At 31.3% G+C, this 16,519-nt stretch carries 13 protein-coding genes and 1 riboswitch; of the genes, 9 read left to right on the top strand and 4 right to left on the bottom strand.

Features of this window, described 5'->3' with window-relative positions; genetic code table 11:
• Positions 1-235: 235 nt before the first annotated feature.
• Entirely contained in the window at positions 236-1,255 is a 1,020-nt protein-coding gene (locus tag CLJU_RS11960; protein ID WP_013239079.1) for an SPFH domain-containing protein, read from the top strand.
• Positions 1,256-1,257: 2 nt separating this feature from the next.
• Positions 1,258-2,196, top strand: a complete 939-nt coding sequence (locus CLJU_RS11955) for a diacylglycerol kinase catalytic domain-containing protein (protein WP_013239078.1) — start codon at positions 1,258-1,260, stop codon at positions 2,194-2,196.
• 67 nt (positions 2,197-2,263) lie between these two features.
• On the opposite strand, the gene CLJU_RS11950 is transcribed toward CLJU_RS11955, so the two are convergent.
• Positions 2,264-2,668 carry a pyridoxamine 5'-phosphate oxidase family protein gene (locus CLJU_RS11950; RefSeq protein WP_013239077.1) on the bottom strand — a complete coding sequence of 135 codons (405 nt, stop codon included), beginning with the start codon at positions 2,666-2,668 and terminating at the stop codon, positions 2,264-2,266.
• Positions 2,669-2,824: 156 nt separating this feature from the next.
• Between CLJU_RS11950 and CLJU_RS11945 the strand changes: the two genes are divergently transcribed.
• Positions 2,825-3,163, top strand: a complete 339-nt coding sequence (locus CLJU_RS11945) for a winged helix-turn-helix transcriptional regulator (RefSeq protein ID WP_013239076.1) — start codon at positions 2,825-2,827, stop codon at positions 3,161-3,163.
• Positions 3,157-4,308, top strand: coding sequence for a metallophosphoesterase (locus CLJU_RS11940; RefSeq protein WP_013239075.1), 1,152 nt, complete (start codon positions 3,157-3,159; stop codon positions 4,306-4,308). Before CLJU_RS11945 ends, CLJU_RS11940 begins: the two co-directional genes overlap by 7 nt.
• A gap of 109 nt (positions 4,309-4,417) precedes the next feature.
• Here the strand turns inward: CLJU_RS11940 and CLJU_RS11935 are convergent, their stop codons facing one another.
• Positions 4,418-5,152 carry a cyclase family protein gene (locus CLJU_RS11935; protein WP_013239074.1) on the bottom strand — a complete coding sequence of 245 codons (735 nt, stop codon included), beginning with the start codon at positions 5,150-5,152 and terminating at the stop codon, positions 4,418-4,420.
• A gap of 33 nt (positions 5,153-5,185) precedes the next feature.
• The gene (locus CLJU_RS11930; protein ID WP_013239073.1) at positions 5,186-6,586 is read right to left on the bottom strand and encodes an APC family permease; all 1,401 of its coding nucleotides are present in this window, start codon (positions 6,584-6,586) and stop codon (positions 5,186-5,188) included.
• Between the two features lie 174 nt (positions 6,587-6,760).
• Positions 6,761-6,878: riboswitch (SAM riboswitch) on the bottom strand.
• A 223-nt stretch (positions 6,879-7,101) separates the two neighbouring features.
• Between CLJU_RS11930 and CLJU_RS11925 the strand changes: the two genes are divergently transcribed.
• Positions 7,102-8,097: an NADH:flavin oxidoreductase gene (locus CLJU_RS11925; RefSeq protein ID WP_013239072.1), complete on the top strand. Its 996-nt coding sequence runs from the start codon at positions 7,102-7,104 to the stop codon at positions 8,095-8,097.
• Between the two features lie 430 nt (positions 8,098-8,527).
• The gene (locus CLJU_RS11920) at positions 8,528-9,826 is read left to right on the top strand and encodes an SLC13 family permease (RefSeq protein ID WP_023161858.1); all 1,299 of its coding nucleotides are present in this window, start codon (positions 8,528-8,530) and stop codon (positions 9,824-9,826) included.
• A gap of 144 nt (positions 9,827-9,970) precedes the next feature.
• Here CLJU_RS11920 and CLJU_RS11915 read toward each other — a convergent pair whose 3' ends face one another.
• A complete protein-coding gene (locus tag CLJU_RS11915; protein WP_013239070.1) occupies positions 9,971-10,954 on the bottom strand; it encodes a sugar-binding transcriptional regulator in 984 nt (327 codons plus the stop codon).
• A 579-nt stretch (positions 10,955-11,533) separates the two neighbouring features.
• Between CLJU_RS11915 and CLJU_RS11910 the strand changes: the two genes are divergently transcribed.
• From CLJU_RS11910 to CLJU_RS11900, 3 genes are all read left to right on the top strand, one after another.
• Complete coding sequence (locus CLJU_RS11910) at positions 11,534-12,367, top strand: DUF6282 family protein (RefSeq protein ID WP_013239069.1); 834 nt, start codon at positions 11,534-11,536, stop codon at positions 12,365-12,367.
• A 42-nt stretch (positions 12,368-12,409) separates the two neighbouring features.
• Positions 12,410-14,704, top strand: a complete 2,295-nt coding sequence (locus CLJU_RS11905; protein ID WP_013239068.1) for a hydratase — start codon at positions 12,410-12,412, stop codon at positions 14,702-14,704.
• A gap of 438 nt (positions 14,705-15,142) precedes the next feature.
• Positions 15,143-16,411: an NAD(P)-dependent oxidoreductase gene (locus tag CLJU_RS11900; protein ID WP_013239067.1), complete on the top strand. Its 1,269-nt coding sequence runs from the start codon at positions 15,143-15,145 to the stop codon at positions 16,409-16,411.
• Positions 16,412-16,519: the final 108 nt, after the last annotated feature.

The raw sequence follows: 16,519 nt of genomic DNA, 5'->3' as shown, positions 1-16,519 counted from the left end.
TAACAATAGAATTGAATGCATAAAAAGCAAAGGGTTAAAGTGTTTAGCCCTTTGTTTTTATATTTTTTTGATATCTATATTAAAAAAGGTATTGACATAAGCATATGTTAGTATTATTATGTTAATAACAAATAGTTAATAACAAGTTTTAAATATGTAGGCGATAATATGGATAAAAAGCAATTTCAAAATCTAAGTTCTATAAATTTAATAATATTTTTAGGAGGAATAAATTATGTTTGGATTTAAATTTATAAAATTTCAACCAAGTGAGTATGTGTTAAAGTATAGGAATGGTAAAATTGTAAGGGAAGGTGCTGGAATATCATTTTATTACTATGTTCCAACCACTTCAATTGTTCTTGTCCCTATTGGAAGTGTGGATTCACCTTTTATTTTTGAAGAAGTTACTTCAGATTTTCAGACGGTTACAGTTCAAGGACAGGTTACTTTCAGAATTGTCGATCAAAAGAAAATTGCAGGAGTTTTAAATTATACATTTGATATGAAGAAAGGAAAGGGATATGTTTCAGATGATCCTCAAAAACTTCCGCAGAGAGTAATAAATATTGTAAGGGTGCTAACTAAAAAGACAATCGAAAATTTAGAACTCAAAGAGGCTATTAAATCAAGTGAAGTACTTGCAAGTGAGATATTGAGTAATATTAAAAAAAGTGAGGAGATAGAACTTCTTGGAATTGAGATACTTGGACTTTCAATATTAAATATCGTTCCAAATAAAGAAACCGCAAGGGCATTAGAAGCTCAGACAAGAGAACAAATCTTGAAAAAAGCAGATGAAGCTATTTATGAGAGAAGAAATGCTTCAATTGAACAGGAAAGACGTGTAAAGGAAAATGAATACAATACGGAGATAGCAGTTGAAAACAAGAAAAAACAAGTTAGAGAAACTCAACTTGAAGCAGAGAGAACTTTCCAGCAAAAGCAAAATGAACTCAAACAAGAAAAGATGAATTTTGAAACTGCACTTGAAGAAAAAAAGAGATCACTTGTCGACATTTCTGTAAAAAATTCAAAAGTTAGAGCTGATGCAAAAGCTTATGAATTGTCAGCTGTTATGAAGTCACTAGAAGGAATAGATTCTAATGTAATACAATCTCTTGCAAGTATTGGAATGCAGCCAAATAAATTAGCAGCACTTGCACTTCAAGAACTAGCAGAGAATGCAGGAAAAATTGGACAGCTCAATATATCACCTGATCTTTTTCAGGAAATACTTAAAGGGAGAAATTAGTTATGATAAGATTAACTGAAAATAAGATAGTTATAATAAAGAGGAAGACAGGACTTGAAGAATTAATTGCAAGATATAATACAATTGAACAAGCAAAGTTTTATATCGAACATCTTGGAAGTGACTTTTCAGATTATGTCACTGAAGATAAAATTTATAAACAAGCTGTATCTAAAGCTCAAAGTCAACTTGAAGAATTAGGCAGAACTCAAATTGTCGATAGGGATTTTGTACCTAATTTTATATTTGGGGGTAATGATTTAGTGGTAGTTATAGGACAGGATGGTCTTGTGGCAAATACTTTAAAGTATCTTTCAAATCAGCTTTTAATTGGTGTAAATCCTGATCCTTCAAGATGGGATGGAGTGCTTCTTCCATTTAAAGTTGATGATCTTAAATTGGTTGTTAAAGATGTTTTTAATGTAAAAAGACAAGTTAAAGAAGTTTCCATGGCGAAAGCAGCTTTAAATGATGGACAGAGTATTTATGCTGTAAATGACTTGTTCATAGGACAAAAAAGTCATGTATCTGCTAGGTACAGTATAAAGTTAGGAAACGATGAAGAACATCAATCTTCAAGTGGAGTTATTGTATCTACAGGTCTTGGTTCAACAGGGTGGCTCAAAAGTATACTTACAGGTGCTGCAAATATTATAAATAGCACATCAAATTCAGATCTTAAAATCAAACAAAAAAATAATCCAGCTTGGGATATTGATTATTTGTACTTTTCTGTACGAGAGCCTTTCCCAAGTAGAACTACAAAAGCAGATATAGTTTTTGGGAGAATTAAAAAAGGATCTCAACTAAAGATATCATCTCAAATGCCTGAAAATGGAGTCATATTCAGTGATGGCATTGAAAGTGACTACCTCAAATTTAACTCTGGTATAGAAGCCACAATCACACTTGCTGAAAAAAAGGGCCATCTAGTTATATGATTTTATGAAACTCTAAGTAGAAAAAAATGATTTAGTAACTTCCGGAAGTTTAATTTAGTCTTTAAAATTAAAGAGCATATTCTTTAGGTGGATTACCTGAAAAATCGGCTATTGCAGCTTTTGCGTCTTTAAGATAAAAAATTTCAAAAATAGGGTTTTCTGCTGATTTGTAAAGTGATTTTACTAGACTACTGTTCTCTATAATAGCTTTTTTAGTTTCCATATCATTTGAAAACACAACTTTACCATTTAATCTTATCCATGCAAATTTTGGACTTGATGTTGAAATTTCAACATAGGGACATTTTTGAAGTTGGGCAAAAACGTCTTTTTTATTGTTTGTGCAGAAATATAGATTTCCTTCTTTCTCAAGCATAAATTGGAAAGGACGTACTTTGGGTTTACCGTCTAATCCTACAGTTGCAAAATATTGCACTGGATTTTCTTTTAAAAATTTTACTACTTCGTTCATGTTAATGAACCTCCTTTAAAATTGAACTTGCAATTTGCTACTTACAAATTTATAATAATATTCATAATATCAAATGTAAAGTAAGCACTTAAAAGTACTGTAGTTACCTAAAGTATACTATTGTGTGCTTATAACACTTTTAAAGGAGAAACTTTTATGGATAAAAAAGATTTGCCTGCATGTCCAGTTGAAACTACACTCTCACTCATAGGTGATAAGTGGAAAGTTTTAATCATTAGAGATTTGCTTACAGGTACCAAAAGATTTGGAGAATTAAAGAAGTCGGTTGGAAGTATTTCGCAAAAAGTTTTGACTCAAAATTTAAGACAGATGGAGCAGGATGGCCTTGTAAATAGAAAAGTATATGCCGAGGTTCCACCTAGAGTTGAGTATTCACTGACAAGCCTTGGATTCAGTTTAAAGCCAATACTAGATGTCATGTGGAGTTGGGGAGAAGAATATAAGAAATGTAGTGTAGGTAATCACTTATGTTAATTGAAAATATTATTTTACTTATACTTATTTTGATTTTATATATAATAGTATGGTATTACGTTGGAAGAAAAGTAAAAGGGGTATTTTTAAAGAAAAATAAAAATTTAAAAAAGAGATTGTACTGGATTGCATTTTGGTTTATAGCTTTTTCTTATGTTATAAGTTCTATATTTAAAAGTGTTGTATCAGTAAACAACATATTAGCTTCTTTATTAACACTAATAGGAGCAGTATCCCTAGGCACTTTTTATTATTTACTTATATTGTTTATACTCACGGATGTGGTAAAGTTTGTTTTAAAAAAAGTAGGATTTAAGGGGAGAATTAGAAATTATATAAGCGCCATATATAATGACGGAATTTCAATTTTTATAATAGTTTTAATTATTTTTTGCTTTGGCATGTGGAATGCCCTTCATCCAGTCGTAACAAATTATAGTATAGATATAAATAAAAGTGCAGGTAAAATAAATTCACTAAACGTGGTAATGGTGTCAGATGTACACATGGGTATAATGATTAAGGAAAAAGGTATTGATAAAATGGTGAATTCCATAAATAAATTGAAACCTGACATAGTTTTATTTTGTGGAGATATGGTTGATGAAAGCACCACTACGAAGTTAAAGAAGTATTATGGACAAGCTTTTAAAAGGATAAACTCAAAGTATGGTGTATATTACATTACAGGAAATCATGAATATGGAGAAAATTTATCTGAAACAATTAGTTATATGAATAAAGCAAAGGTTAAAGTACTGCAAGATAAAGCAGTTAAAATAGACAATAGTTTTTATGTGGTAGGTAGAAAGGATGCTGATAGCGGCGAAAAGATAAAACCGCTAAATGAAATTTTGAAAAATACAGACAAATCCCTACCTATTATAGAATTAAATCATAGACCGGTGGGTCTTGAGGAGGCTCATAAGGAAAATGTGGATTTACAGCTTTCAGGACATACTCATAAGGGACAATTTTTCCCTAATAATCTTATAACAAGGTTTATTTATGAAGATGACTATGGATACCTTAAAAAGGACAATTTTAATTTAATAGTTACTTCTGGTTATGGAACCTGGGGACCTCCCATAAGAATTGGAACAAAAGGTGAAATAGTAAACATTAAAATTAAGTTTAAGCACTAGAGGTGCATGAATTATGAATAAGAAAAATGAGACAAGTAAAACATATATTTTACTTGCCTCATTTTTATTTAGGGGGAATTAAGTTAATGATGTATAATACACTATTAATTTAAGGTAGAATGGCAAATGAACGAACAGGGAAACCGGGTGCCTTTTGAGCCTTAGGAACTATGCTGAAGATTATTGCTCCAGTTGGAGGTACTTTGTCCAAATTGGTCATAACTTCAATTTGATAATGATCTTCTTTTAATACATAATATTCTCCCTGAAATCCAGTTGTTTTTTGTTCTATTGGTGCATCTGTATCAAAGGTTTCATGTCCATTTGCTGCTATTTTACGAGTTTCATATAAGAACTTGAGTGCATCAATGGACCATCCAGGATAATGCTCGTCACCATTTTTGTCAAGATTTAAAAGTTTATCTTGATCCGGCCACCTTTTACTCCAGTCAGACCTAAATGCTACAAAAGAACCTTCTGGTATTTTACCATATTTCTTTTCCCATTCTAAAATGTCATCTACTGTAAGTACGTAGTCATCATTTTCTTTTACTTTCTCTGAAAGATCTATAACCACAAGAGGTAAAACAAGTTCTTGAAGTTCCAATTCATCGATATATCTGCCGCCTTCTGCAAAATGCACTGGAGGATCAAGGTGAGTTCCATATTGTCCTGCAAATGTATATTGTTTTACAAAGAAACCATCCTTGTGAGTGAAAATAGTTTCAAATTTTGCAGGATTAAAGCTTGCAAATCTTGGAGTGTCCGGTCCAAATTCATGGGTAAGATCTACCCATTGGTGTTTTTTTAAATCACTTAAAGTATTCCATAAACTATTAGTCATAATATATAATCTCCTTCTAAATTAAATAATATATTAATTAGCAACCTTCTCTTTAGAGGCTGCAGGTAAAACCGAACTTTTTTTATAAATAGAAGTAATACTAAAACCTACTATTATCCATGCCAAAACTATATAAGGGAATATATTATTAGGAAAGGCTGGTATAGGATAAATATTTGAATAAAAGGTAAATGCTAAAACGAGTAGAGCTATAACTGGTATAATAAGCTGCCATGTCCATATTTTTTTCTTCCCAAAGTATATAAGTGAACCCAAACTTGTTATAAAGTAAGCAACAAGTAAGGCAAGTGCACCTATTGTTCCTATATATCCAAATACTTCTACTCCATCATGTTTAAAAAGTGCTAAAACAGGAATTATTATTATTGCAAGTATGATGTTTAAAGCTACATAAGGAGTATGGTGTTTAGGGTGTACACTAGAAAAAATTTCTGGAACATTACCATCTTTGCTCATTGAATATAAAAGCCTTGAACCTGCAGTCATAGATCCTAAAGCAGTTGAAAAAGCAGAAATACTGATAGCTAGTGTAATTAATATAGTAAATACACTTCCTATATAATTTTTAGAAAGATCTACTATAGTAGATGAGGACTTGGTTAGTGCCCCTATTCCTGAAGCCGATACTCCAAATCCTATAACCTCAGCATAACTTACGAATACGAATATAAGTCCGGTTACAACAACTGTACTTGCAATTGCAAGAGGTATTGATTTTTTAGGATTTTTACTTTCTTCACCAAGACTTGATGCTCCCTCAAAACCACCAAAGCATAGTATTGCATATACGATTCCAGTACCATAATTTGAAAATTTATTCCCATTTCCTTTAAAAGGAACTAAACTTAATCCTTTTGTTGAACCAACTTTTACAAGAATGACCACTGAAAGCAATATTACGAGGAGGATTGATACAGCTTCTATGACAAGCATAATGTTTGTACTTAATTTTACATCGGTATAGGATACAAACCATATAAATACCTCACAAATCAGTGCAAATATAATCCAGGATATGCTTACTCCAGTTAATTCTTTAATAAAGCTAGAAAAAAGAGATCCAAAAGCAGAAGAACATCCAGCAGAAAATCCTATATAGGTAAGGAGCAGAGCCCATCCTGATATTGAAGCAGCTTTTTTACCTAAAGATTTTTCTGTAAATGTATAAACCGAACCTGCAGATGGAAAATATTCATTGAATTTTATAAAAGATACGGCTACAAAGCCCATTAATATAGTTGATATAACAAATACTGCACTTACAGAGTAAGATACTGTTGATGCCATAAGTCCTACATTCATTGACATAGCAAAAGTAGGTGCTATTATTGCAACTGAAAGAGCAATAACTTCTACAAAATTAAGTTGATTTTTTTTAAGGGCATTAATGCCTTTAGAGTTTTCTTTACTCATACTGTTCACTCCTTAGCGAATAGGGTTTTATTTGTACTTTTATCAATCAAATGGAAATCTTATCAGAATATTTGATTTGCGCAAATCGAATGGTTTATCTTATAGAAAAATAAGGTCATTTTTCTATAAGATAAGAAAAATGACCTTTTAATATCATGATATTAAAAATCAATTATCTCATCTATCAGAAATAATCTGCAGGAATTAACACCAATACATTCAAATGAAAACAAATGAAAATGCTGGTTGTTGGGTTTCATAGGGCCAGTCCCTCAACCTCTCTTGATAAGATTTTATTTAATTTAGTTAGTAGTATACTACCAAGGTTATCCTGTTGTCAATAACTTTTTTGAAAGATTAAAGTTGTAATTTATATAGTTGAACTATAAATGAGTTCTTAAATTCCTTTATAAATGTATAATTTAAACACTAAATTTGTCACAAAAAAGCACTACTTGTTTTTTAATGTCTGCTATGATAAAATTTAAGTTAAATTTAGATGCAGGAGGGAAATTATGACACATTTACTTGAGCCACTAAACAGTGGTAAATTAGTTTTAAAAAATAGATTAATTATGCCGCCTATGGCTACAGAGAAATCTGAAGATGATGGAAAAGTAAGTAGTAAGATCTTAGAACATTATGATGAAAAGTCTAGAGGAGGATATTTATCACTTATTATAGTTGAACACAGCTTTATTGCACAGCAGGGAAAAGCTAGTAAGAACCAGCTTTCTGTGGCAAATGATAGTACAATAGAAGGCCTAAGAAAAGTAGCTAGTGTCATTCATAAAAACGGTTGCAAGGCAGTTATGCAGCTTAACCATGCGGGGAGCGCAACTACTATGGCAGTTACAGGAAGTGTTTTGTTAGCGCCTTCAGCTGTGGAAAATCCTTTTATGAAATCAGGTATTCCAAGAGAACTTACTTATGATGAAATTCAGGATATAGTTAAAAGCTTTAGTGATGCTGCTATTCGTGTAAAGGCAGCTGGTTTTGATGGAGTAGAAATTCACTCTGCTCATGGATATCTTTTGAATCAATTTTATTCTCCACTTACAAATAAAAGGACTGATGAATATGGTGGAGATAATGTAAAAGATAGAATTAAAATTCATTTGCAAATAATAGAGGCAGTACGTGAAGTTGTAGGACCTGAATATCCGATTTTCATGAGATTGGGAGCTTCTGATTATATGGAAGGTGGAACTACACTTGAAGATAGTAAAGTTGCGGTTTGTGAATTTGAAAAAGCGGGATTGGATGTTTTGGATATTTCAGGAGGGTTCTGCAGATTTACTGTACCGGGAAATAACTCTCAGGGATATTTTTCAGAACTCAGTGGAAGTTTGAAACAGTTTGTATCAATACCTGTTATATTAACTGGAGGTATTACAAAGGCTGAGGCTGCAGAGAAACTGCTTGTAGATGTAAAAGCTGATCTCATAGGTGTAGGAAGAGCTATGTATAAAGACTCAGAGTGGGCTAAAAGGGCCATTGAAAGTTTTTAACTTAGCGAACTAGTATATTTCGGGAGCATATCTGGATTGATTTACACAAATCTAGGCATGCTCCTTATTTTAATTTCACAAATGTCTTATATTATTAAATCTACATTTAAGTTTTATATTTACAAATGATTAATCTGTTTACAAGTGATTAATAGAATATCATGCAAATAATGCATAATATAATCTTATAAGCTCCTTAAAGGAAAATAAATGTTGAACTTTAAAAAGTTAATTAAAACATATGACTTTAATTTTAACAAGTGTTTTGACAAAAAAAGAAATGTTTGATACACTAAATTTGTTATGATGTTAGAGCATAAAGAAATCGTTTTACATTAATAAAGTAACTTAATGCATTAAATGTTATATCTATATGCATAAGCTTCATAAAAGTATTTTATAAACTATTTATTTTGGGGAGGAAGGATTTATGATAAGTTTAATTGTAGTATTGGCTATAATAATTTCTATTGCACTAGGGTATAAAACAAAAATTAATACAGGATTTTTTGCTATGGGATTTGCGTATATAATTGGATGCTTTGTTTTAAATTTAAAAGCTTCACAGGTAATTGCAATGTGGCCGATAAGTATTTTTTTTGTAATTTTTTCAGTTTCACTTTTTTATAATTTTGCACTTGTAAACGGTACACTGGAAAAACTTTCTTTACATATTTTATATAGATGCCGCAAGATGCCGAAATTACTTCCATTTGTTATTTTCTTTGCAGCAGTATTGATTTCAGGCTTGGGCGCAGGATATTTTACAGTAATGGTATTTTTAGCTCCTCTTACATTACTGCTTTGTAAAGAAACAGGCATGGATACAATGATAGGAGCGGTTATTTTAAGTTATGGTGCATTATCAGGTGCTAATTTTATGACAAGCGGATGTGGTATTGTATTTAAAAGCTTTATCGAATCAGCAGGGTTTAAAGATTTATCATTTTTATATACGGCATATATTTTCATTATTACTATGATCATTCCTATTTTAGTAATTTTGGCTTTTATGATATTTTCAAAAAATTTAAGAAATTTAGGAAAAACATTAAATATAAAAAAACCAGAACCATTTGATAAAAAACAAAAAATAAATCTTTATCTTATTATTGCTATGGTGGTTATAGTTCTTGCGCCTCCAGTTTTACATTTAATTGTTCCTAAAAATGTAGTTATTACTTTTATAAATTCTAAAATGGACGTTGGGCTTGTTTCAATTATTTTTTCTATTATTCTTCTCATGCTTAAGATTGCTGATCAGAAAGCGGCCATTGCAAAGGTACCATGGAGTACTCTTATTATGATTTGTGGTGTTGGTATGTTAATATCAGTTGCAATAAAAGCAGGAACTATAAAATTACTTGCAGGATGGATTAGTGGTAATTTACCTGCTTTTGCAGTGCCTATAGTACTCAGCATAGTAGGGGGATTGATGGCAGCTATTAGCAGCACACTTGGTGTTGTTGTTCCTGCACTTTTTCCGGCTGTTCCATCTATTGCACAGGCAACAGGTATAAGTCCAGCTATTCTCTTCATGTGTATTGTTATTGGCGCACAGTCAGCTTCTATTTCACCCTTCTCTTCAGGTGGAAGTATTGTATTAGGTTCTTGTTCAGATGAGGAAGAACGTACTAAATTATTTCCAAGACTGCTTTTTATTGCAGCTCCTATGTGTATGGGAATTGCCACGGTAGCAAGTATAATTATTTCTCTTGTTGCCAGATAAACTATATTAAAACTGAATGAAAGGTATTAAAAAAAGAGGATAAATCTTCAGTCAATGGAGATTTACCTTCTTTTTTGTGATAAAATAGCTTTCTATGTTTTATTATAAAAGATGTCTTTTACAGACTTTTTAGGTGCTGTGATTTTAAAATTGTATTTTGGCTAAAGAAAGTATTTTTGAAGCTGTAGCATCGTCAGTAATAAGCGTATTTATATACTTTCCACGTATTGCTCCTAAAATTGCCTTAGCTTTAAATTTACCAGCAGCAATACCTATTACATGATTTGCTTGGCGTATAGCAGAAGTATCTATTCCTATGACTTTTTGGTTTATGTCAATATCTACTTCTTCTCCTAGATCATTGTAAACACGTCCGTAAATACATCCTACAGCTTTTAGATCATCTAAATAGTACTGTTTAACTCTTTCTAAATAATTTGCCCAAAGGGAAGAAGAGAACATAGCATCTGTTGTACCTACTCCTGTAAGAATTATATCTGATTTATTTGCAAAGAATATAGTATCACTTAATACAGGTTCATGCATAAGTGCCTTTCTGGCATAATCATTATCTACGTAAAGGGGAGCATATAAATATTTGCATTTACCTCCATATATTTTTGCCATACGTCTCATGAGTTCTTGAGAATCTACAATAGTATTATCTTTAGCAGCGGAGCCTACCATTTGTACAGTAGTTATTGGAAGCTTCTTTTTTGGCTTTAAATTTTTTATTAAATTTAAAAGAGTTTTACCCCAAAGTACACCTACAATAGAATTTTCACTAATTAAATCGTCTACATATTGAGCTCCTAATTTCCCTAGTGTACTTAAGGTTTCTTCATAAGCAAGCATTTTATTATCAAGCACCAGGGCATCTTTTAAATCAAAATTTTCTTTCAAAATATTTTCTAATTTAGGAACTCTACTGTGGGGTTTGTTTATGGTGATTTCTACTACATGTTTGTCACGAGCTTCTTGAAGCAATTTAGAAACTTTAAATCTAGTAGTAGATAATTTGTTTGCTATTTCACTTTGAGTCATATTTAATTCATAATACATATCAGACAACTCGGCAAGAAAATTTAATCTTTCAGCTTCATTTATTTTTTCAAATTCATCTATCATGTTTAACCTCTCAACTAATTTTATATTTAGTGCAAATTTAAAACAACTTTTAATTAACTTAGAAATAATATTATTAAAGAAAACTACTGATAATCCTATACATACAAACTAATTATAATAGAACTAATTTGCTTTTTCAAGACAATGGGTGGAACCTTAGAAATTTAATTTACAAATTTATGTAATTAACCAAATATTTTAGCTAAATTAATGTCTTACCTTCAATTTTAAAATTTGTAAGCAAATCATGTAAAACTAATACAAAAGTATACAAAATTAACTCTTGTTTCACTAATGATATGCTAATTTTATTATGTAAAGGTCAAAATTTGCATAACGCTAATTTTACAGGATAATTTCAAAACATTTGTATAATATATAGACTAATGTTGACTTTACAAAATGAATCTGATATTATTAAATTGTAGTGAAATAATTTTAAAATTAAGTATATATTTATTAGTTGGTCAAATATTCTATTTTAATTTTTAGTAAATAGAAATATGTAGTAATATGCAAAATGTAAACATTTGCTTAGATATATATTAGAAATAAAATTGGTTAATACAGGAGGAAAAAATGAAATGTGAAGATAATGCTTTAGAAGATGTTATTGATTTACATATCCATACCGCACCTGATATTAGGGAAAGAAGATTAAATGACATTGAACTAGTAAAAGAAGCAAAGAGAGTTGGCGCACGTGCTGTTGTTTTAAAATCACATGTAGTACCTACAATGGATAGAGCATGGATTGCACAACAATTAGTTAAAGGAATTCATGTGTTTGGTGGAATTGTTTTAAACCCTCAAATGGGAGGATTGAATATTGCAGCAGTAGAAAATGCTATTAAAATGAATGCAAAAATTATTTGGTTACCAACTTCATTTGCTGCTAATGAACGTAAACAAAAAGGAATGTCAGATGGCGTTGAGGTAATTAATAATGGACAAATTGTTCCTGAACTTGTAAAAATTTTAAAGCTAATTTCAAAGCATAATATTGTTCTTGCTACGGGTCACTTATCGCCGTATGAAATTAGAGTAGTTGTTGAAAAAGCAAAAGAAATAGGTGTGAAGAAAATTTTAATAAATCACCCTGAATGGCCTACTGTAGATATGTCTTTGGATGATCAAAGAGCATTAATAAAATATGGAGTGTACTTTGAAAGGTGTTATGCACACCGTGTAAATGGTAAATATGAGAAGAATTTTTCAACAAACTTAAGAGCAATTGAAAGTTTAGGATATGAATCCACAATCATATCCACTGATGGAGGCCAAATTGAGAATCCTGTGTGGAGCGAAGAATTATATGAGTATATATCATTTTTAAGAAATTCAGGATTATCTGAAGAAGCTGTTAATAATATGACAAAAATATACCCAGCAAAAATGTTAGATCTTGATTAGGCAATAAATGAAATTTTATTACATTATAATAGGGAGGAAGTTATGATTAAGTTATATGATGAAGGCGCATATTTATTAAATGGAGAAGAATTATATTTTGACAATAAAGAATGCAATGAAAAACTTAAAGCAAAATTAGGAAAAGATTATATTAACAAGGAAGAAGCTAAAAAACAAACTATAGCTTATTCTATACTGCAGGATCATAATAAATCAAAAGATAATGTAAACTTAAATATTAAATTTGATGCCCTTGCTTCTCATGACATCACTTTTGTAGGAATTATACAAACATCTCGTGCCAGTGGACTTACAAAATTTCCAATACCATATGTGCTTACTAATTGCCACAATAGTCTCTGTGCTGTTGGTGGAACAATTAATGAAGATGACCATTTATTTGGCTTATCTGCTGCAAAGAAATATGGAGGAATATACGTTCCACCTCATTTAGCAGTTATTCATCAGTATATGCGTGAGATGATGGCAGGCTGTGGAAAGATGATTTTAGGATCAGATAGTCATACCCGTTATGGAGCACTTGGTACGATGGCAATAGGTGAAGGTGGCGGAGAACTTGTTAAACAGCTGCTGTCTCAGACATATGATATATCTTATCCTGGAATTATAGGAATTTATTTAACTGGGAAACCACAAAAGGGTATAGGACCACAGGACGTTGCCCTAGCTATAATTGGTGAAGTATTTAAAAATGGCTTTGTTAAAAACAAGGTAATGGAATTTGTAGGACCAGGAATAGAAAACTTATCTGTAGAATATAGAAATGGTATAGATGTAATGACTACTGAAACTACGTGTTTGACTTCAATATGGAAAACTGATAGCAAAGTTTGTGATTACCTTGAATTACATGGAAGAAAAGAAGATTATAAAGAATTAAATCCTGGAAGCGTTGCATATTATGATGGAATTGTATGTGTTGATTTGTCAAAAATAAAATCTATGATAGCAATGCCTTTTCATCCAAGTAACGTATACACTATCGAAGAACTTAACGCAAACCTTTATGACATATTAGATAAGGTAGAAAAAGATGCCAGAAGCAGAATGTCTAACAAAAATCTTGATTTCTCTTTAAAAGAAAAGATAAGAGATAATAGGTTATATGTAGAACAAGGATGTATAGCTGGATGTGCCGGAGGTAATTATGAAAATATTTGTGAAGCTTCCAGTATACTAAAAGGAAAATCTATTGGAAATGATGAATTCACATTAAATGTTTATCCTTCCAGTCAGCCTGTTTATTATAGTTTAGCTCAAAACGGAATAGCTGCAGAATTGATGCAGACGGGAGCAATAGTTAAGACAGCTTTCTGCGGACCATGTTTTGGAGGAGGAGATACACCTGCTAATAATTCACTCAGTATAAGACATACAACTAGAAACTTTCCTAATCGTGAAGGTTCAAAACCTAATGAAAATCAGCTTTCTTATGCAGCACTTATGGATGCACGTTCAATAGCAGCAACAGCTGCTAACAAAGGATTTGTTACAGCAGCTACAGATTTAGATGCAGATTACAATATACCTAAATATTATTTTAACAAGACGATTTATGATAACCGTGTTTATAATGCTTTTGATAAAGGAAATAGTGATGTAGAATTAAGATTTGGGCCTAATATAAAGAACTGGCCGGATATGCCTGAGCTTTCAGATAACTTAATACTAAAAGTGTGTTCTTTAATCAAAGATCCTGTAACTACAACAGATGAATTGATACCTTCGGGAGATACATCTTCTTATAGATCTAATCCATTAAAGCTTTCGGAGTTTACGCTGTCACGTAAAGATCCTGAATATGTTGGAAGATCAAAACAAATTCAGAAATCAGAAAAAGATAGACTCGCAGGAAAGTCTCCTTTTGATGCAAATAGGGATCTAGAAAAAGTATTTAGTGTAATAAAAGAAGAGTTTGACAGTATAAATACAAGTAATACAGGTATAGGAAGCATGATATATGCAGTAAAGCCTGGAGATGGCTCTGCTAGAGAACAGGCAGCCAGTTGCCAAAAGGTTTTAGGTGGATATGCTAATATTGCAAGAGAATATGCTACTAAAAGATATCGTTCAAATTTGATTAATTGGGGTATACTTCCTTTTGTTATGGAAGATGAACCACAGTTTGAATGCGGCGATTATATATTTATTCCTAATATAAGAAAGGCTGTTGCTGAGAGACCATCTGAAATAGATGCTTATGTGGTAAAGAGGAACCTTAAAAAGTTCAATGTAAAAATTGACAAGCTTACTGAAAAAGAAGTAAATATATTGTTAGATGGATGTTTAATAAATTATAATAAAACAGATAAATAATTTAGTGTAATAAATTTAATTGGCAGTAAAAGTTTTAGCAGAAATATTGTTTGCTAATGATAAATGTAGGATTAATATTTAGAATATCGTTGAAAAGCTGCATTAGATGGAGGATTAACTTCAAGCTAATGCAGCTTTTTATTTAAAATACAATAAATTATTATTTTGAAGCAATTTTACAAAAGTTAGGAAGAAAACAGGGGTGCTTGTTGTGCATGATAACTATTATAAATCTTATGAAATCTCAAGTATTTTTAAGATGGATTAAGAAATACAGAAGATTATTAATACAGATACAGATAATAAGTATTGATAATTTCTATTATATATGATTATATATATGTAATATAAATATTAGTACAGAGTATTGATAAAAAATAGTACAGATGGTAAATAAAACATTATAGAATTTGTTTACACACAAGGGAGGAAGAAGAATTGGATAAAATTGTTTTTGGTGAAGCTAATAGATGTCTTGGATGTAAAGTGCCTCAATGTAAAAAAGGATGCCCTGTAAGTACCCCTATAAATGAAGTAATAAAACTTTTTAAAGAGAATAAAATAAAAGAAGCCGGGAAACTTCTTTTTGAAAATAACCCCATGTCAGCTATTTGTTCACAAGTTTGTCCACATGAAAAGTTTTGTGAAGGCCATTGCGTGCTTGGTAAAAAAGGAACTCCTATAAAGTTTGGTCTTATCGAAAAATATATATCAGACTTTTATCTTAATTTTATAACGTCAGCTGATATAAAAAAGTTGAATAAAAAAATTGCAGTAGTAGGGTCAGGTCCAGCAGGATTGAGTATTGCCTTTATAATGGCAAGAAAGGGATATGATGTAACTATATTTGAATCCCATGAAGATATAGGAGGAGTTTTGAGATACGGCATACCTGCCTTTAGACTTCCTAAAGATATTTTGGACAGGCTTAAGGATAAACTTCTCCATATGAGAGTTAAGATAAGGCCTAATACTCTTATAGGACCTGTGATAACTGTTGAAGATTTGTTTAGGGATGGATACAGGGCGGTTTATATAGGAACAGGAGTGTGGAGCCCAAGGAGCTTGGGACTTAAAGGAGAAACTTATGGTAATGTGAATTATGCCATAGATTATCTTAAAAATCCTGAGGCCTATAATTTGGGAGATAAAGTTGCAATTATAGGAGCAGGAAATGTTGCTATGGATGCTGCAAGGACTATAATTAGAAATGGATCAAATGACGTAACTATCATTGCAAGGAGTGATGAAGAACATGCAGGAGCAGATAATATAGAAATTGATTATGCCAAACTTGATGGAGTGAAATTTCTCTATAAAATGGCACCAGTTGAAATAACAGATGATGGAATTAAAGTAGTTCCAACTGAGGTGTCCTTTGATGAAAATACAGGGAAAAAGAAAGTAACGTTAAAAGATGAGGAAACAAAGCTTTTTAATGCAGATTCTATAATAATTGCTGTAGGCCAGGGACCTAAGGCAAATATAGTAAACAATTCTGAAGGAATAGAAGTAAATTCCAAAGGACTTATACAGACAGACGATTCAGGAAGAACTACAAGGTCTGGAGTTTTTGCATCAGGTGATGTGGTAACAGGTGCCAAAACCGTTGTTGAAGCAGTAGAGGTTTCAAAGCACCTTGTAAATGCTATGGAAGAATATATAAAGAGTATGGATAAGAAATTTGAAAGTTCAGATAAAAATTAAAAATATTTTTATTGAAATTCCATATTCTAAGGTGTATATTAATAATGTAGTAAAAAGTATATAAATTGGATGAATACAGTGCGAGATAGCATCTAGTTGTTAACCGAA

It is taken from the genome of Clostridium ljungdahlii DSM 13528 (assembly GCF_000143685.1).
GTDB classification, from domain to species: Bacteria; Bacillota; Clostridia; order Clostridiales; family Clostridiaceae; genus Clostridium_B; species Clostridium_B ljungdahlii.
The sequence above is the reverse complement of the archived record's forward strand: the minus strand, read 5'-3'. Positions and strand labels throughout refer to the sequence as shown.